The following is a 17,353-nucleotide window of genomic DNA, read 5'->3' as shown; positions in this document are numbered from 1 at the left end:
GTGGATCTGCCCGAGCTCAGCGTGCGGTCGCAGCTGCTCGACGCCGGCTTCACCGACGACGAGGTGCGCCGCCTTGTGCGGGCTGGCCGGCTCACCCCGCTACGTCGGGGCGTCTACGTCGAGGGCTCCGTGCCGGACGACGTTCTCGCCAAGCACGTGCTGCAGGTCGAGGCTGCGCTCGGTCAGTTGGCTGATGACGCCGTCGTCAGCCATGTGTCCGCCGCCGTCCTGCACGGCCTGCGCATCTGGGGGATCCCGCTGGACCGTGTCCACGTCACGCGGTCACGGCGCAACGGCGGCCGCTGCGGAGCTCTCGTCCACGTTCACACAGCGCCGCTCGATCCGGCGGAGATCGTCACGATCGGCGGGCGGCCCGTCACGTCGCTCGCCCGGACCATCGCCGACCTGGCGCGGTCGTTGCCGTTCGAGCGGGCTGTCGTGCTGGCCGATGCCGCGATGTTCCACAAGCGCACGGACCGACTCGAGCGCGCCGGCCTCGTCGAAGCCCTCGCGCGTGCGCCGCGATGGCCGGGGAGCCCTGCCGCCCGGCGGGTGGTCGCCTTCGCCAACGGCCTGAGCGAGAGCGTCGGTGAGTCGCGCAGCCGGGTGGCGCTCGCCGCCGGCCTCGCGCTGCCCGAACTGCAGTGGGAGGTCCGAGCCCGCGACACGGGCGAATTCATCGGACGCGTCGACTTCGGCTGGCCAGGTGTGCGCACGGTCGGCGAGTTCGACGGCCTCGTCAAGTACGGCCGTACCCTGCGGCCGGACCAGGACCCGGTCGAGGTCCTGGTCGCCGAGAAGCTGCGTGAGGACGCGCTCCGCGCGGAAGATCTCGGTGTGGCGCGCTGGATCTGGTCGGACCTGAACCGCTTCGCCCCGGTGGCCGCTCGGATCCGCTCCCACTTCCGCCCCACCTGATCGACCGCACACATCGAACCGATAGGGCACAGAAGTTGGGCGCTGTGTGCCGTCCCGACTGGGTGTGTGCGGTCCTATGCCGCCAGGGCCGCTACCTTCTCCGCCACCACCGCGAAAGGCGGGTTCGTCAGCGCCGTGCCGTCGGCGAAGCGGACCGTGGGCACCGTCTGGTTGCCGCCGTTCACCCCTTCGACGTACGCCGCGGCCTCGGGATCACGCTCGATGTCGATCTCCTCGTACGCGATGCCGGCCTGGTCGAGCTGCAGCTTGAGCCGACGGCAGTAGCCGCACCACGTGGTCGAGTACATCGTCACCTGAGCCATGCACCGGTCAACCTCCGCCGCCGGTCCTGTCTTCCCCTGCTGCGAGGATGGGGCCCGTGAGTGCGCCCACCCTCGAAGCCGGACTGGACGACGAGCAGCTCGCAGCGGTCACCGCCCCCCGGGGGCCGGTGTGCGTGCTGGCCGGGGCGGGTACGGGCAAGACCCGCACGATCACGCGGCGCATCGCCCACCTCGTCAGCACCGGGCACGTCGCGCCGGGCCAGGTCCTCGCCGTCACGTTCACGGCGCGGGCGGCGGGGGAGATGCGCACCCGGCTGCGTGCGCTCGGGGTGTCGGGGGTGCAGGCGCGCACGTTCCACGCCGCCGCGCTGCGCCAGCTGCGGTACTTCTGGCCGCGCGTCGTCGGCGGCGATCAGTGGCAGCTGCTCGACGGCAAGCTGAGGCTGGTCGGGCAGGCGGCGGCCCGGGTGAAGGCGGGCACGGACGCCGCCGCGCTGCGCGACTTCGCCTCGGAGATCGAATGGGCCAAGGCCACGCTCGTCACGCCGGACGAGTACCCGGCCGCCGTCGCGAAGCTCCGCCGGGAGACGCCCGGCCCGGCCGAGCAGGTCGCCGCCGTGTACGCCGGGTACGAGGCGCTCAAGAACCGCGCCGAGGTGCTCGACTTCGACGACCTGCTCCTGCACACGGCCGCGGCGATGGAGGACCACGCCGGCGTCGCGGAGGAGTTCCGCGACCGCTACCGCTGCTTCGTGGTGGACGAGTACCAGGACGTCACGCCGCTGCAGCAACGCGTGCTCGACGCGTGGCTGGGCGAACGGGACGACCTCACCGTGGTCGGCGACGCCAACCAGACGATCTACACGTTCGCGGGCGCGAGCCCGCGCTACCTGCTCGATTTCCCGCGACGGTTCCCGGAGGCCGTCGTCGTGCGGCTGCAGCGCGACTACCGGTCCACCCCGCAGGTCGTGGCGGCGGCCAACACGCTGATCGGTTCGGCGCGGGGACGGGTGGCCGGCAGCAGGCTGCGGCTGGTCGGCCAGCTGCCGCCCGGTCCCGACCCGGACTTCGCCGAGCACGACGACGAGCCCGCCGAGGCGGCCGCCGTCGCCAAGCGGATCGCCCGGCTGATCGCCGACGGCACCCAGGCGAGCGAGATCGCCGTGCTGTTCCGGATCAACGCGCAGTCGGAGGTGTACGAGCAGGCGCTCACCGAGGTCGGGGTGCCGTACCAGGTGCGCGGCGGCGAGCGGTTCTTCAACCGGCCCGAGGTGCGCCGGGCGATGACGGCCGTGCGGGTCGCCGGTGCCGTCGACGCCCCGCTCGTCGACGCGGTGCGCGCCGTGCTCGCCCCCGTCGGGCTCACGGCCGACCCGCCCGCCGGTGCGCAGCAGCGGGCGCAGTGGGAGTCGCTGCTCGCGATCGTCGAGCTGGCCGAGGAGCTGGCGGCGGTCGAACCCGAGGCCGACATGCCCCGGTTCGCCAGCGAGCTGGAGACCCGCGCCGACGCGGCCCACCCGCCCACCGTCCAGGGCGTCACGCTCGCGTCCCTGCACGCGGCGAAGGGGCTCGAGTGGGACGTCGTCTTCCTGGTCGGGCTCGTCGAGGGCACGCTGCCGATCCAGCACGCCGACGGCGACGACGAGGCGATCGAGGAGGAACGGCGGCTGCTGTACGTCGGTCTCACGCGGGCGCGCCGGCGGCTCGCCCTGTCGTGGGCGCTCTCGCGGCAGCCGGGTGGCCCGCGCAGGCGCCGGCGCAGCCGGTTCCTCTACGGGCTCATCCCCGACGAGCACCCCGCTTCGCGCGTGGCGAACAGCGGTGGGGGCCGCGGCGCACCCAAGCCGCGGTGCCGCGTCTGCGGCTCGCCGTTGATCGGCGCCGACTCGATGAAGCTGCGCCGATGTGCCGACTGCCCGTCCGATGTGGACGTCGAGCTGCTCGACCGGCTGCGCGTCTGGAGGGCGGACGAGGCCAAGGAACAGCAGGTCCCGGCCTATGTGATCTTCACGGACGCCACGCTCACCGCGATCGCCGAGCACCGCCCGGCCGACAGTGCCTCCCTCGTGCGGATCCCCGGCATCGGGGCGCGCAAGCTCGACCGGTACGGCGAGGCCGTCCTCGGGCTGATCGCGGAGTCCGGGTAGTTGATCGGAGAAACTTCCCGTAAATCAGTTGTGCGGCCGGAGCGCTGGTCGCTACGGTCATCTCTCGACGGACCTCACCAGCCCGTCTTCAGCCACGACCTCACCCGCGAAGGGGGTGCCCCAGTGATCACGATGACGAACCTCGTCGCCGCCGTCCACGGTGCCCTGCCGCGCGTGGAGTCCGTGGTGCCGACGTACGCGCGCGCGTGGAAGCAGCAGCGCCCGTCCGGCGTCATCCTCGGCGGCTTCGGGACCGATAACAGCACAAGTGTGTCCGCAGAGGAGCGTCGTCATCTATAGACGACTTCAGAGCCCCAGGCCAGAAGACCGAGGCCGCGGACCCCACCAGGGATCCGCGGCCTTTTTGTTTGTCCTGCACGACCCACTCACCGCAGGAGGTTGAAGTGCTAGTCCGATCAGTTCCGTTGGACGGCGGAACGATCACTCCGGAGCAGCTCGGCGGCGACTCCGCCACCGGGCTGGGGACCCTGCTCGACGCGGCACCCCGCGCCGGGCTGGACCTGCCGTGTCGTTCCGGCGACGCGGACCTGTGGTTCGCCGAGGCTCCCAAGGAGCTGGAGCGGGCCAAGGCGCTCTGCACGGGCTGCCCGATCAAGGCCGAGTGCCTCGCAGGCGCGCTGCAGCGCGCCGAGCCGTGGGGCGTCTGGGGCGGCGAGATCTTCGAGCGCGGAACGGTGATCCCGCGCAAGAGGCCTCGCGGCCGCCCGAGCAAGGCCGACCTCGCCCGGGACCGCGCGTACGCCGCGGCCATGTCCGCCTGATCAACCCCGCCCCGTAGGTCCCTCGAGGACCCGCCCACAGGAGACCGATACCGATGACCGACCTCATGACGCCGCAGACCGCCGCCTTCACGCGACCTGTCGAGCGCGACCGCGAAGGAACCGCGATGTTGCTCCACGAAGCACTGGCCAGATGCCGACACCAAGAGGCCCTCGAGGCCGCACGGCACCACGCGCTCGTCCGGCAGTTCACGGCCGGACGCCGGTGGGCGTCGCTCGCCGGTTACGCCGCCCGGCGGGCCGAGCGCGCCCGCTCCGCCGCCCGCGCACAGGTGAGGGTGGCGTAACCACCACGCGGACCGGCCCTCCCGCGGCCGGTCCGCGATTCGGCGGTGTCCTCTCCGTGACGCCGCCCACCGGATGGCGCCCTGGATCACCGCGATCCGGGGCGCCATCCCCCTGTCCAGCCGCGCGCACTCGCCCTGCCGGACGCGGGACTCGCCCTGCCAGAACGGGGGACTCGCGACCTCATCCGAGCGCGCGAGTCTCGCATTCGATCAGGGTGAGTCCCGCGTTCTGATGCGCCAGACTCGCGTTTCGGCTGAGGGTCGCAGTCAGGCGTGGCGGCCCGCCGTCTCGTCCTCGGCGTCGAAGATCCACGGCTGCCAGTGCTGGACGATGCCGCGCAGCGGCACCTCGGCGTCGAGCTGGCAGAGCACCCCGAGCGTGCCCATCGTGACGCGGTGGACCAGCAGGTACTGCGGCGGCAGGTTGAGCTCGCGGCCCGTGCGGAACTCGGGGCGCCGCAGGTCGCCCACCCGCTCGGCCTGCCGCTGCAACCAGCGCCGGTTGAAGCGGAACGAGTCGGTGCGCAGCGGCTCGGTGAACGGCGCCAGGTACTCGATCGCCTCCTCCGCGGCGAGCGGTGAGCCTTCCCGCAGGAAGCCGTTGTCGCGCAGCAGCTGCAGGAGCTCGGCAGGCTTGTTCTCGAGCGCGAGCCGCACCATGATCGACAGCGGCCGGGGCAGCCCGTCGGGGAGCCGGGCGACCGCGCCGAAGTCGAGCACCATGAGCCGGCCGTCGTCGAGGATCTGGAAGTTGCCCGGATGCGGGTCGGCGTGCAGCAGCCCGACCCGCGCCGGCGCCGAGTAGTGGAACTCCGCCAGCAGGGCGGCGGCCCGGTCGCGGTCGGCCTGGGTGCCGCTGCGGATGACGTCCGACAGCCGCCGGCCCGTGACCCACTCGGTGACCATCGCCCGCGGGGCCGACGCCACGACGCGCGGCACCTTGACCTTGTCGTCCCCGTCGTAGGCCGTGGCGAAGATCCGCTGGTTGGCCGCCTCGTCGCGGTAGTCGAGCTCCTCCTCCATGCGCTCGCGCAGCTCGGCGATCAACGGCTTGATCTCCAGGCCGGGCACGAGCGGCTGGATGAGGCGGCTCATCCGGGAGAGCTGGCGCAGGTCCGACCGCAGCGCCTCCTCGGCACCCGGGTACTGGACCTTGACCGCGACCTCGCGCCCGTCGCGCCAGACCGCGCGATGGACCTGGCCGATGCTCGCCGCCGCGGCGGGAGTCTCGTCGAACTCGCGGAAGCGTTCCCGCCAGCCGCGTCCGAACTGCTCGGCGAGCATCCGGTGCACGTCGGCGGCCGGCATCGGCGGTGCGGCGGACTGCAGCTTCACGAGCGACTCGCGGAACGGGGCCGCGAACTCGTCGGGGATGGCCGCCTCGAACACGCTCAGCGCCTGGCCGAACTTCATCGCGCCGCCCTTGAGCTCGCCGAGCACGGCGAACAGCTGCTCTGCGCTCTTGGCCATGAGCTGGGCGGAGATCTGCTCGCCGTCGCCGCCCGCCAGCCGCCTGCCCCATCCGGCAGCCGCGCGTCCGGCGACGCCGAGCGGGAGGCTCGCGAGCTTGGCGGTGCGGGCAGCCGTGCGACGCGGGATGTCGGTCACGTCGTCACCTCGGCCTGGGCACCGGTACTGCGGCTCGGGAATCCGTCCACACCTCGATTGTGTCCTGACCATGACCCGCGGCGCATGTCATCAGGTCGTGTCCCCGCCCACCGCGTCACACCCGCACCGGCAGTCGGGGCGGGGTGCCCAGGTCCGACGGACGATGGTGCCCGCGGTCGGGTCGAGCTCGAGGGTGGCCTCCAGCGCCGGTGGGGCGGCGGCGCCGTCCGGACCGTCGAGCGCCACGAGGATCTGCGCCGTGGCGAGGCCCGCCGTGGCCGCGACGCAGGCCTGCGTGGCTCGACCGGGGACGCCGACGAGCTGGGCGGCCGCCGCGGTCCACCCGGGTTCCCGGGCGCAGCGTTCGATCTCCATGCAGCCGAGGCACGTGGTGCGCCCCGGGAGCACCAGCGGGCCGACGACGCCGACACCGTCGCGCACCCGGACCGCGATGTGCGCGGTGCCGGTGGTGTGCAGCTCGGCGACCTGTACCGGATCGGGTGTGCCCGCATCGGCGAGCACGACGAGGTCGGGCACGGTCCGCTGCGGCGGCGGGCCCGTCCTGGCCCGGGGGAGCAGTCGCCGCAGCGCGGCCGCCGTGGCGGAGGCCCGGTCCGTGCCGCGGTCGGCGTCGAGGAGCCCGGTGCCCAGGTCTCCCTCCCGCACGCTGCCCGACGTGACGACGTGCACCGCGCCGACGCCGGCCGTGGCGAGCCCCAGCACCACCCCGACGGCGAGCGGCCCGCAGCCGTGCACCACCACCGTGCTCGCCGCGCGCCGCCGCTCCCGTCGCTGCACGTCCGCGGCATCGACGACCGCACCCGCGGCGACCAGCTCGGCGAGCAGGAGCTCCGCGTCGGTGCGATCGACGCCGTGGTCGGCCGCCCGGCCGACGAGCTCGTCCGTCGGAACGGGCGCGGCGAGCTCGTCGATCATCTCGGCGAGCGCAGGCGGGAGGTCCTCGACGGCCACCGCTGCGGTCGGGTCGAGGCCGAGCATCCGGGATCCGGGTCCCAGCTTCAGCACGGACCGGTGCGGCGGCAGCCGGAGCACTCGGGGCAACGGGTTCACGGGTGCGGTCATGCCTCGATGGTGCGCGGGCCGGTCGACACCGGCTCAGAGCTGTCCACAGGGCTGTGGACAACTGCTCGTGGCGGTCGTCCCGTGAACCGAGATCGGGATGCGGTGCCACTAGGCTGGTGTGATGGCGCAGCCCGCGGTCGTGGAGGTCCGGCGCAGTGACCGCCGCCGGCGCATGGTCAGTGCTCGGCGCGAGGGTGACACCGTCGTCGTCTTCATCCCCGGTTGGATGAGCGACGCCGAGGAGCGGCGCTGGGTGGACGAGATGGTGCGCAGGCTCGAGCGGAGCGAGGCGCGCAGGCGGTCCCCCGGCCGCAAGGGCGACGACGCGCTCCGGCGGCGGTCGCTGGAGCTGTCGCGGCGCTTCCTGGAGAGCCGCGCCCGGCCCACCAGCGTGCGGTGGGTGCCGCCGATGCGCACCCGCTGGGCGTCCTGCACACCGGCCGACGGCACCATCCGGATCAGCGAGCGGCTGCGGGACGCCCCCGGCTGGGTGGTCGACTACGTGCTGGTGCACGAGCTGACCCACCTCCTCGAGCCCGGCCACGACGCCCGCTTCTGGGCGTGGGTGCACCGCTACCCGCGTGCGGAGCGGGCGATGGGCTACCTGGAGGGGCTGTCGGCGGCCGCAGGCCTCGGGCTGGCGGGCATCGACGGCGACGAGCCGGACGACGTCGAATCACCCGAGCCGACGTCGGCCACGGGCTAGACGCGGCTGGGCGATCGCGCCGTCAGGTGGTCTTCTCCGGGCCGTCCGACTCGCCGTCCGCGTCGTCCTCGGTGGCGTCCTCCGCCTTGCCCCCGGGGCGGTCCTCCTCCGGTGCCTTCTGGCCCGCGAGCTTCTCCAGCTCGGCGATCGGGTCGGCCGACTCGGCACGACCGACGAACGCGGCGGGGTCCTCCAGGTCGTCGGCCGTCGGGACGAGGTCGGGGTGGGCCCACAGCGCGTCGCGACCCGCGGTGCCGCGCTGCTCGCCGAGCAGCTTCCACAGCTCGGCGGCCGCACGCAGGCGCCGGGGCCGCAGCTCCAGCCCCACCACGGTGGCGAACGCCTGCTCGGCCGGGCCACCGGCGCCGCGACGACGGCGCAGCGTCTCCCGCAGCGCGTCGGCGCCGGGCAGCCGCTCGCCGAGGGCCTCGGCGACCACGGCGTCCACCCAGCCCTCGACCAGCGCGAGGAGGGTCTCGAGCCGGGCGAGCGCCGCCTTCTGCTCCGGCGTGGTCTCGGGCTCGAACATGCCCGACCGCATGGCCTCTTCGATCGCGCCCGGGTTGGACGGGTCGATGCCGCGGGCCAGCTCCTCGATCCGGGAGGAGTCGACGCGGATGCCCCGCGCGTACTGCTCGACCGTGCCGAGCAGCCGCTCCTTCAACCACGGCACGTGGGTGAACAGCCGCTGGTGCGCGGCCTCCCTGGCCGCGAGGAAGATCATGACCTCGCTGGACGGGCGATCGAGGTCCTTCGTGAACTTCTCGACGTTCTCCGGCAGCAGCGCGGCCACCCGGTCGGGGCCGACGGGGATCCCGATGTCGGTGGACGAGACGACCTCGGCCGCGAGCTGCGCGAGCCCGTTGCCGAGCTGGCTGCCGAACGCGAGCCCGCCCATCTGGCCGAGCATCGCGATCATCGGCCCGGCCGCGGAGCGGACCTCCTCCGGCATGGCCTCGACCCATGCGCTCGACACGCGCTGCGCGACCGGGTCGCACAGCCGCTTCCACGTGGGGAGGCTGGCGTCGACCCACTCACTGGCCGACCACGCCTTGGTCTCGGTGGCGCCTGCCGGGAAGTCGGTGGCGGCGTCGAGCCAGAGCTCGGCCAGCTTCACCGCGTCGCTGACGGCGGCGCGCTGCGCCCCGGTGAGCGACGAGGTGGTGGCCGCGAGCCGCTGGCGCGCCAGCTGCGCGGCGAGGTCGTAGTTGACCGGGCCGTCGCCGCTCGACTGGGCCTGGCTGAGCATCTGGCCGAGCTGGGTGAGCATCTGGCCGAGCTGGTTGACGTCGAAGCCGCCCGCACCGCCCGGCATCCCACCCATGGGCATGCCCGGGAAACCGCTGAACCCGAGCGGGTCGTTGGCCCCCTGGCCGCCGCCCTCCAGGTCACGGCGCCGCTCGTCGTCGGGGTCGCGGTCGCCCGGTCCGAAGCCGAACGGGATGTCACTCATGGTGTCCACGGTACGCGGGTACGCGCTGCTCAGCTGTTCGCGCTCGGTGTGAATGGACCACCGTCGAAGACCCGGTGCCCGAGCGGCTTAGGCTGTGCGTTCGTGAACCGCCGGACCTGGACCGTCGTCTTCGCGAGCACGCTCGCGTTGGCGCTCGGCGTGCTCGGCGCTTCGCTGCCGGTGCCGCTGGTCGCGCTCGGGCCCGGCCCGACCTACGACACCCTCGGCACGGTCGACGGCGCCACGGTCGTCCAGGTCGACGGGTTGCCGGTCTACCCGACGTCGGGGCACCTCAACATGACGACGGTGTCGGTGACCGACCGGCTGACGATGTTCTCGGCGCTCGCCCTGTGGGCGTCGCCCGAGAGCCAGGTCGTGCCGCGTGAGCCGATCTACCCGTCCAGCATGTCGCTGGACGAGATCCAGCAGCAGAACAACGCGCAGTTCACGTCGTCGGAGGCGAACGCCGAAGCGGCCGCGCTGGACGAGCTGCAGCTGCCCGCCACCGTGATCGTCAGCAGCCTGGTGCCCGACACACCTGCTGCCGGCATCCTGCAGCCCGGCGACGAGCTGCTCGCCGTGGCGGGCCGGCCGATGGACTCGGTGCGGGAGGTGTCGGACGTGCTGGGGCCGACGCACCCCGGCGACACGGTCGCCGTCCAGTACCGCAGGGCGGGCGAGGTGCGTGACGTCCAGATCCCGCTCGCGGCCCGGCCCGACCGCGAGCAGGGCCTGCTCGGCGTGATCCTGGGCGCCAGGCTGCGCGACGGCGACATCCGCATCAGCCTCGGCGGGATCGGTGGCCCGTCGGCCGGTCTGATGTTCTCGCTGGCGGTCGTCGACAAGCTCACGCCCGACGATCTCGCGGGCGGCCGGTTCGTCGCGGGCACGGGGGCGATCGAGCCGACGGGGACCGTCACACCGATCAACGGCATTCCGTTCAAGATGCGCAAGGCGCACGACGAGGGCGCCACGGTGTTCCTCGTCCCGGCGGCGAACTGCGAGGAAGCAGTCGCGACCAACCCCGGTGACCTGCAGCTCGTGCGCGTCGGCACGCTGCACGAGGCGGTCACCGCGCTCGAGTCGCTGAAGGCGGGCGGGCCCGTTCCGGCCTGCTGATCGCGGGCCCGCGAAACCGGGAAACTCGGACATTCGGGGCCCCCACGGGAACTCCACACCCTGTCCGTAGAGTTGGGTCAGCAGGGCGTGCGGTCGGACCGGCCGAAGGGCGATCTGGGCAGGTTGCCGCCACACCGGGCCGGCAGGGCGCCTCGCGGCCCAACCCCGATCTGCTGGAGCGTGCCCTGTGGCCATGCGGCCCCCGGTGGGAGCCCCGACGCTGTCCCGCCGCACCCGGATTCTGCTCGTCATCGCCGGGCTGCTGGTGCTGCTGCTGCTCGGCGGTTCCCGCCTGATCAATTTCTATGTCGACTGGCTCTGGTTCGGCGAGGTCGGGTACCGCGGCGTCTTCGCCACGGTGCTGTTCACGCAGATCGTGCAGTTCCTGGTCGGCGCGTTGCTGATCGGCGGGCTCGTCGCCCTCTCACTGTGGATCGCCTACCGCACGCGCCCGGTGTTCGTGCCCGTCAGCGGCCCCGAAGACCCCATCGCCCGGTACCGCACCGTGATCATCCAGCGGCTGCGGCTGTTCGGGATCGGCATCCCGGTCGTCATCGGCGTCATCGCGGGGCTCGCGGCGCAGGGCGACTGGCAGACCGTCCAGCAGTTCCTCAACTCCACGCGGTTCGGCATCGCCGACCCCGAGTTCGGCATCGACATCAGCTTCTACGCCTTCCAGCTCCCGTTCCTGCGCTACGTGCTGGACTGGATGTTCGTCGCCGTCGCCATCGCCTTCGTGGTCTCGCTGATCACCCACTACATCTTCGGCGGCATCCGGCTCACCGGCCGTGCCGGGCAGGTCTCCTCGGCGGCGCGCGCCCAGCTCGCGATCCTCGCCGGCGTGTTCGTCCTGCTGAAGGCGGCGGCGTACTACCTCGACCGGTACGAGCTGCTGTTCAGCAACCGCAGCCCGCTCTTCACCGGCGCCACGTACACCGACCTCAACGCGGTGATGCCGGCCAAGCTGATCCTGCTGTTCATCTCGATCATCTGTGCCGCGGCGTTCTTCGCGGCGGTGTTCCGGCGCAACCTGCAGCTGCCGGCCATCGCCACCGTCCTGCTCGTGCTGTCCAGCGTGCTGATCGGGGCGGCGTGGCCGCAGGTGCTGCAGCAGTTCTCGGTGGCGCCGAACGCCCAGCAGCGCGAGGCGCTCTCGATCGAGCGGAACATCGCGGCCACCCGCGACGCGTTCGGCCTGAACAAGATCAACGAAGTGCCGTACAGCGGGGTCTCGGACGCCACTCCCTCGCAGGTCCGCGCGGAGACGGCCACGATGTCGAACATCCGGCTGCTCGACCCGGCGAAGGTCGAGCGGACGTTCACACAGCGGCAGCAGTTGCGTGCCTTCTACGGCTTCCCGTCCCAGCTGGACATCGACCGGTACGAGGTCAACGGCCAGATGCAGGACTTCATCGTCGCCCTGCGCGAGCTCGACACGAGCGGCCTGTCCGGCAACCAGACGGAGTGGATCAACCAGCACCTCGTCTACACCCACGGCAACGGGATCGTCACCGCCCAGGCCAATGAGATCAACGCGGCGCTGGAGGACAGCGGAGGCCAGGGTGGCCTGCCGGTGTTCACCTCGGACAAGCCCGATATCCCGGAGAGCCTGCGCGTCCAGGAGCCGCGCACCTACTACGGCGAGCTGATCGACACGTACTCGATCGTGGGGGCTCCGGACGGGTCCGCGCCCACCGAGTACGACACCGACACCGAGCGCTACACGTACGCGGGACGCGGTGGCGTCCCGCTCGACAACATCGTCAACCGCCTGGTCTTCGCGCTCTTCTACGGCGAGCGGAACATCCTGTTCAACAGCTCGATCAACGAGAACTCGAAGATCATGTACGTCCGCGACCCCGCCGACCGGGTCCAGGCCGTCGCGCCGTGGCTCACCCTGGACGGCGACCCGTACCCGGCAGTGGTCGACGGGCGGATCACGTGGATCGTCGACGGCTACACGACGCTCGAGAACTACCCGTACGCCAACCGCACCCCCCTCGGTGAGTCCACCACCGATGCGCTGCAGCCGGGCCAGGGCGGGGTGCGCCCCGAGCTCGACCGGGACGTCAGCTACCTGCGCAACTCGGTGAAGGCCACCGTCGACGCCTACGACGGCACGGTCACCCTGTACGCGTTCGACGAGAGCGACCCCGTCCTCCAGACGTGGATGAAGACCTTCCCCGGCACGGTGAAGCCCGCGTCGGAGATCAGCCCGGGGCTGCGCTCGCACTTCCGGTACCCGGAGGACCAGTTCAAGGTGCAGCGCGAGCTGCTCACGCGCTACCACGTCGACACGCCGGGCGACTTCTTCAACAACGTCTCGTTCTGGAACGTGCCGTCCGACCCGTCACCCCAGGGCACCGGCAGCGGGAGCGCGCTGCCGCAGCCGCCGTACTACATCCTGGCGGGGACGCCGGCACAGCCGGGCTCACCGCCGTCGTTCCAGCTCACCAGCGCACTGGTGTTCCAGGAACGCGAGTTCCTGTCGGCGTACCTGTCGGTCAGCTCCGATCCGGATACGTACGGCCAGATGACGCTGCTCCGACTACCGGACAACACCACGACCCAAGGCCCACAGCTCGTACAGAGCGCCCTTGTGAGCTCGCCCGAAGTGAGTGAGCAGATCGGCCTGCTGTCCCGGAACGGGCAGAGCACGGTCGACTACGGCAACCTGCTCACCCTTCCGGTCGCCGGTGGACTGCTGTTCGTCGAGCCGGTCTACATCGAGAGAGCGAACCAGGAGGTCAGCTATCCACAGCTGGCCCGGGTGCTGGTGTTCTACCAAGGGCGCGTCGGCTTCGACGCGACCCTGGCCGGAGCGCTCGACCAAGTGCTACCCGGTGCCGGCGCGGTGGTGCCGAACGTTCCCGGGCAGCAGCCGCAGGCGCCAGCGCAGGCGGGCACTCCCGCCGCGCCCGCCGCGCCGCCAGGCACGTCGAACCCGCAGGTCGCCACCGCGGCGGCCGCGATCCAGCAGGCCATCGTCGACCTGCGGGCCGCGAACCAGACCGGCGACTTCGCGGCCCAGGGCCGGGCACTGGCCGCACTGGACGCGGCGGTCAAGGAGTTCCAGCAGGCGAACGGTCAGGCGCCGCCCGCGTCCGCTCCACCGGCCCCCGGAGGCTGACACCCGGCGCCGCTGCAGTGGGGACCCCCCGCTGCAGCGGCGTTTCGGGGAGGTGTAGAGTAGCTCCTACAACAGCAACGCGGGGTGGAGCAGCTCGGTAGCTCGCTGGGCTCATAACCCAGAGGTCGTAGGTTCGAATCCTACCCCCGCTACCACCGGAAACGGCCCTCAGGAGATCATCCTGAGGGCCGTTTCTCATGTGTTGTGACCAGATCTGTGACCAGGGGCTACCCGGCATCGCTGGTCGGAGCGTCGAGGCGGGTCCGGATGAGACCGGCGACCAGCTCGGCTGCCTCCCGGTCGTGACCGGTCGATCGGTGGCCGTAGATCTGGACCGTGATCCCCTCGTGTGCGTGGCCGATGCGGTCACTCACGATCTTCGCGTGGACGCCGCTGTCCAGTGAGAGCGTCGCGTAGGTGTGCCGGACGTCGTGCAGCCGGATCCTGCGCACGCCCGCGAGGTCGACCAGCCGGTTGAATCGTCGGGTGACGGTGTCCGCGTGCAGGCGCCGACCGTCCTCGTAGCGCATCAGCTTGGTGTGCGAGCTGTCGTAGCCGGGCCCCCACGCCGCGCGCTCGTCGTCGAGCACCGCGAGGTACTGGCGCAGCATCTGCACGCTGAACGCGTCGAGAGAGATCACCCGCACCCCGCTGTTCGACTTCCCGTCCGAGTCGATCGTGCGCCCGGCGACCACGACGCGGGTGTCCTCGATCGTGAGCGTCGCCGCGTCGAGGTCCAGCAGCTCGCGATCGGCGCCGGCCAGCTCAGAGCGGCGCATACCCGTTGTCGCAGCGAGGAGCCACATCGCGGCGAACCGATCGGACAACGCGAGCCGCAGCCACGCCGTCAGCTCGTCGACCGTCCACGGCTTCGGCCGGTTCCGTGCCATCCGTCGCTGCTCCCGGGGCAGGCTCGCGTGCTCGGCAGGGTTCGACACGATGTAGTCCCACGCCACGGCGTCGCCGAACGCGCGGTGCAGCATCCGGTGGATGTTCTTGACCGTCTTCGGCGCGAGCCCTGTCCCGTGCTCGACCGGCACCCGTCCACGGCGGAACCGGCGAACAGCCGCCCGAGCGGCGTGAATCGTGACCCCGCACGCGGTGACGACCTCGGCGGGAGTGGGGCCCTTGCCTTCGTGCCGTGCGCGGTTCGCCTGCCAGTACGCGTACATCGCGGCGTTCTTGTCGGTCCTGATCCGCCCCTCGGTGAGCAGGTGCCGATACAGCAGGTTGAGCACCGGAACGGTGATGTCCTGCATGCGCCGATCGCCGATGAGCGGGTTGACGTTCGCCCGGATGTAGTCCTCGTAGTTCTGTCGCGTCGACGGCTTCAGCGAGTCGCTCACGGCGTCCAGCCACTCGGCCAGGAACGCGCGGACCGCCCTTCGTGACGCGCGAACCTGTCGACCACTCCCGTGGCGCTGCTTCGAGGCCATCGCGGCATCCCAGGCCTCCTCTTCGGTCGCGAATCCGCCCCGGTTCTCGCGCTGCCTCTTCCCGGTCAGCGGATGGGGCTCCAGCTCCAGCCTGTAGTGCCAGGTGCTGCCTCGCTGGTGGACCGTGATGCCCTTCGTCTGCGCCGCGCGTCCATCCGCACTCACGCAGGCCTCCCGACCATTGCGAGCAGACGTGCTGTGGCGTCGTAGACCCGGCTCCCGAGACGCCGCACGGGCAGTTCCCCCGAGGCGGCGTAGCGGTATGCGGACGCCCTGCTGATCCCCAGCAACGACGCGGGGCGGCGATCCATGTTCGGGCGCCGGAAGCTCCTCGATCTTCTGTGTGGTCATGACGCGTTCCTCCCTGTTGTCGTTGCGCGTCGTTGCTGGCGGCGGCGTTCGGCAATCGCGAGTGCGAGTTCACGTTCGGCGTGGTCACGGTGTCCGAAGCGGACTGGCATCCAGTCGTTGATCACCGTGACGGTGGTGAGGTCGATCGGGATCTGGTTGGGGTCGTCGGTGGCCGCGTCGAGTTCGGCGAGGTCCTGCGCGAGGCGCCAGGTGCGGCGCTCGCCGCGGATGGCGCCGAAGGTCACTGAGTAGCGGTGGGATTTGGTGAGGAAGTGGCCGCGGAAGCCGAGCATGTGCGCCCACCGGCGCAGGTTCAGCGCCTCGTAGCGGGGTTCGCCGCCGAGGTGCCAGGCGGTTTCGATCATGCGGCGGTGGTGGGCCGGGATGTCCAGGTGCGCGACAAGGTCGATGTCATGCACCGGCCGGTCAGCGCCCTCGCTGGCACCGGTGCCCTTGGTGGCGTACTTCGCGATGTAGCCGGCCAGTGCGGCGTCGGTGAACTCTCCGGCCTCGTCCTCGAGCTGCGCGACTCCGGAGGGTCGGATCGGGCGTAGGTCCAGCTGCCGCCCCCAGCTCAGGGTGATCGGGGTGCCGTCCGTGCGGTCGGTGGTGATCGTGGCGACCTGGGCGGCGTGGCTGATCGCGGCCCGCAGGGTGTCGTGGTCCAGGCCGGGTGGGCAGGGTGCGGCAGGCCCGTCCGGGCCGTCGAGGCGGATCACGGCGTGGAAGTGCACGAGCCCGCGGCGCTGGTACTCGGCCACCTTCGCGTAGGACAGCCGGGCGTGGTCGGGGAACTCGCGCACCCGGATGCCGAGCGCGGCCGCCAGGGATCGGCGCAGGGCGGTGGTGAACCGGCCCCAGAGCTTCGCGGCGTGCGCCTGCCACAGCACCGCGCCCTCGTAGTCGTAGGTGTCGGGGTCGCGGGCGGTGCCGATGCGCGGGTCATCGCCGTGGTGGCGCTCTCCGCAGCCGCACGGGACGACGAACCCGCGGCGGGTGGTCTTGCGGGTGTGCACCGGCCCGAAGGAGGGCGCGGTGAGGGTGAGGAACGCGCGCGGCTTGTCGGTCACGCTGGTCGGAACGCCCTTGCCGGTGTCTCCGGCGAGTCCGGCGCGCAGCAGGTGGAAGGCGTCGGCGGCGTAGCGCTCCGAGCAGGCCGGGCAGACGGTTTCGCGGCGGTTGCCGCAAGGGGCAAGCACATCCCCGCCACGTTCGATCAGGACCTGCCCGTCCCGGTCCAGGATGGTGGTGGACCCGCGCAGCTGGATCGGGGCGGCGCAGCCGCCGGTGGCCTCGACCGCGGCCCGCCACTGCCGGTAGTCCGGAGCGCGCAGCCGAGCACTGATCGCCGCATCGGTCGCGGTGGCCGGGTCGGTCGTCGTGGCCGGCTCGGTCGTGGTGGTGGTCATCGGCTGTCCTCTCGGGTGTCGGGGCAGTCGTGGTCCAGGTGGTCGAACACCGCGTCGGTGAGCCGATCGAGCACCTGCCGGTGGTAGTTGTCGATCGCGTCGGGGTCGCGGACGTCGAGGACCTCGCTCGGTGGGTCGGGTAGCGGGGCCCAGACGCTGGTGCGGCAGCAGGGGCAGCGCTGGGTGCTGCGGCCGCCGGAGACGCTCCAGCCGTGGCGGTAGCGCTCGTCCTCGGTGAGCGCGAGGACCCGCAGCCGAGACATCCGCGCCGCCCGTGTGGTGGTGGTCATCGGGCCACCTCCACGGCGGGGCAGTCGTGCAGCAGGTGGTCCAGCAGGACCGACCACAGCGGCCCGCCCTCGCGGAACACGTCGGTATCGGTGCGGCGGCCGCGCAGGGTCTGTGCGCAGCGCGGGCAGTCCAGTTCGGCGTGGTCGTCAACGAGTTCGACGTAGCGGCAGGCGTCGGCGGCGATGTTGCGGATCCGGTATCGGCCGTAGCGCTCGCGGCGGTGGGTGGTGGGCATGGCTGTTCTCCCGTGATCGACGGGTCGCAGGGACGAAGGGGTGGGTGCGGGTGGCCTGCCCGGGCCTGGTCGCTCGTCGGGCAGGCCTCCCGCCGT

General features: G+C 71.9%; 16 protein-coding genes and 1 tRNA gene. 8 read left to right on the top strand and 9 right to left on the bottom strand.

What is annotated here, in order from left to right; genetic code table 11:
• Nucleotides 1-918 carry a type IV toxin-antitoxin system AbiEi family antitoxin domain-containing protein gene (locus ABEA81_RS37470; RefSeq protein ID WP_345612001.1) on the top strand — a complete coding sequence of 306 codons (918 nt, stop codon included), beginning with the start codon at nucleotides 1-3 and terminating at the stop codon, nucleotides 916-918.
• A 74-nt stretch (nucleotides 919-992) separates the two neighbouring features.
• Here ABEA81_RS37470 and ABEA81_RS37465 read toward each other — a convergent pair whose 3' ends face one another.
• Nucleotides 993-1,241: a mycoredoxin gene (locus ABEA81_RS37465; RefSeq protein ID WP_345611999.1), complete on the bottom strand. Its 249-nt coding sequence runs from the start codon at nucleotides 1,239-1,241 to the stop codon at nucleotides 993-995.
• A gap of 47 nt (nucleotides 1,242-1,288) precedes the next feature.
• Between ABEA81_RS37465 and ABEA81_RS37460 the strand changes: the two genes are divergently transcribed.
• The 3 genes from ABEA81_RS37460 (at nucleotide 1,289) to ABEA81_RS37450 (ending at nucleotide 4,131) form a co-directional block, all read left to right on the top strand.
• Nucleotides 1,289-3,349, top strand: coding sequence for an ATP-dependent DNA helicase UvrD2 (locus tag ABEA81_RS37460; RefSeq protein ID WP_425570825.1), 2,061 nt, complete (start codon nucleotides 1,289-1,291; stop codon nucleotides 3,347-3,349).
• A gap of 123 nt (nucleotides 3,350-3,472) precedes the next feature.
• On the top strand, nucleotides 3,473-3,649 hold the full coding sequence (locus ABEA81_RS37455) for a hypothetical protein (protein WP_345611994.1): 177 nt from the start codon (nucleotides 3,473-3,475) through the stop codon (nucleotides 3,647-3,649).
• A gap of 125 nt (nucleotides 3,650-3,774) precedes the next feature.
• Complete coding sequence (locus tag ABEA81_RS37450) at nucleotides 3,775-4,131, top strand: WhiB family transcriptional regulator (RefSeq protein WP_345611992.1); 357 nt, start codon at nucleotides 3,775-3,777, stop codon at nucleotides 4,129-4,131.
• A 572-nt stretch (nucleotides 4,132-4,703) separates the two neighbouring features.
• Here ABEA81_RS37450 and ABEA81_RS37445 read toward each other — a convergent pair.
• Both ABEA81_RS37445 and ABEA81_RS37440 read right to left on the bottom strand, forming a co-directional pair.
• Nucleotides 4,704-6,044, bottom strand: a complete 1,341-nt coding sequence (locus ABEA81_RS37445) for an ABC1 kinase family protein (RefSeq protein WP_345611991.1) — start codon at nucleotides 6,042-6,044, stop codon at nucleotides 4,704-4,706.
• A gap of 90 nt (nucleotides 6,045-6,134) precedes the next feature.
• The gene (locus ABEA81_RS37440; RefSeq protein WP_345611989.1) at nucleotides 6,135-7,127 is read right to left on the bottom strand and encodes a hypothetical protein; all 993 of its coding nucleotides are present in this window, start codon (nucleotides 7,125-7,127) and stop codon (nucleotides 6,135-6,137) included.
• Nucleotides 7,128-7,248: 121 nt separating this feature from the next.
• Here ABEA81_RS37440 and ABEA81_RS37435 point away from each other — a divergent pair, with 121 nt between their 5' ends.
• A complete protein-coding gene (locus tag ABEA81_RS37435; protein WP_345611987.1) occupies nucleotides 7,249-7,833 on the top strand; it encodes a M48 metallopeptidase family protein in 585 nt (194 codons plus the stop codon).
• Between the two features lie 22 nt (nucleotides 7,834-7,855).
• Here ABEA81_RS37435 and ABEA81_RS37430 read toward each other — a convergent pair whose 3' ends face one another.
• Nucleotides 7,856-9,286, bottom strand: coding sequence for a zinc-dependent metalloprotease (locus ABEA81_RS37430; protein WP_345611986.1), 1,431 nt, complete (start codon nucleotides 9,284-9,286; stop codon nucleotides 7,856-7,858).
• Nucleotides 9,287-9,388: 102 nt separating this feature from the next.
• Between ABEA81_RS37430 and ABEA81_RS37425 the strand changes: the two genes are divergently transcribed.
• The 3 genes from ABEA81_RS37425 to ABEA81_RS37415 all read left to right on the top strand — a co-directional run bounded on the left by ABEA81_RS37425 (nucleotide 9,389) and on the right by ABEA81_RS37415 (nucleotide 13,690).
• On the top strand, nucleotides 9,389-10,405 hold the full coding sequence (locus ABEA81_RS37425) for a YlbL family protein (RefSeq protein ID WP_345611985.1): 1,017 nt from the start codon (nucleotides 9,389-9,391) through the stop codon (nucleotides 10,403-10,405).
• 193 nt (nucleotides 10,406-10,598) lie between these two features.
• The gene (locus ABEA81_RS37420) at nucleotides 10,599-13,535 is read left to right on the top strand and encodes a UPF0182 family protein (protein ID WP_345611983.1); all 2,937 of its coding nucleotides are present in this window, start codon (nucleotides 10,599-10,601) and stop codon (nucleotides 13,533-13,535) included.
• A 78-nt stretch (nucleotides 13,536-13,613) separates the two neighbouring features.
• Nucleotides 13,614-13,690, top strand: a tRNA-Met gene (locus ABEA81_RS37415).
• A gap of 72 nt (nucleotides 13,691-13,762) precedes the next feature.
• On the opposite strand, the gene ABEA81_RS37410 is transcribed toward ABEA81_RS37415, so the two are convergent.
• From ABEA81_RS37410 to ABEA81_RS37390, 5 genes are read right to left on the bottom strand one after another with little or no spacing between them, the layout of a single operon-like run.
• Nucleotides 13,763-15,136 carry a tyrosine-type recombinase/integrase gene (locus ABEA81_RS37410; RefSeq protein WP_345611981.1) on the bottom strand — a complete coding sequence of 458 codons (1,374 nt, stop codon included), beginning with the start codon at nucleotides 15,134-15,136 and terminating at the stop codon, nucleotides 13,763-13,765.
• On the bottom strand, nucleotides 15,133-15,282 hold the full coding sequence (locus tag ABEA81_RS37405) for a helix-turn-helix domain-containing protein (protein WP_345611980.1): 150 nt from the start codon (nucleotides 15,280-15,282) through the stop codon (nucleotides 15,133-15,135). The genes ABEA81_RS37410 and ABEA81_RS37405 overlap by 4 nt, the downstream gene beginning before the upstream one ends.
• Nucleotides 15,283-15,318: 36 nt before the next feature.
• Nucleotides 15,319-16,731 carry a replication initiator gene (locus ABEA81_RS37400; protein ID WP_345611978.1) on the bottom strand — a complete coding sequence of 471 codons (1,413 nt, stop codon included), beginning with the start codon at nucleotides 16,729-16,731 and terminating at the stop codon, nucleotides 15,319-15,321.
• On the bottom strand, nucleotides 16,728-17,021 hold the full coding sequence (locus tag ABEA81_RS37395; RefSeq protein ID WP_345611976.1) for a hypothetical protein: 294 nt from the start codon (nucleotides 17,019-17,021) through the stop codon (nucleotides 16,728-16,730). Before ABEA81_RS37395 ends, ABEA81_RS37400 begins: the two co-directional genes overlap by 4 nt.
• A complete protein-coding gene (locus ABEA81_RS37390; RefSeq protein ID WP_345611974.1) occupies nucleotides 17,018-17,257 on the bottom strand; it encodes a hypothetical protein in 240 nt (79 codons plus the stop codon). Before ABEA81_RS37390 ends, ABEA81_RS37395 begins: the two co-directional genes overlap by 4 nt.
• Nucleotides 17,258-17,353 lie beyond the last annotated feature (96 nt).

The sequence above is a fragment of the Pseudonocardia adelaidensis genome, from assembly GCF_039543345.1.
GTDB classification, from domain to species: Bacteria; Actinomycetota; Actinomycetes; order Mycobacteriales; family Pseudonocardiaceae; genus Pseudonocardia; species Pseudonocardia adelaidensis.
This window is presented reverse-complemented; position numbering and strand designations above follow the sequence as displayed.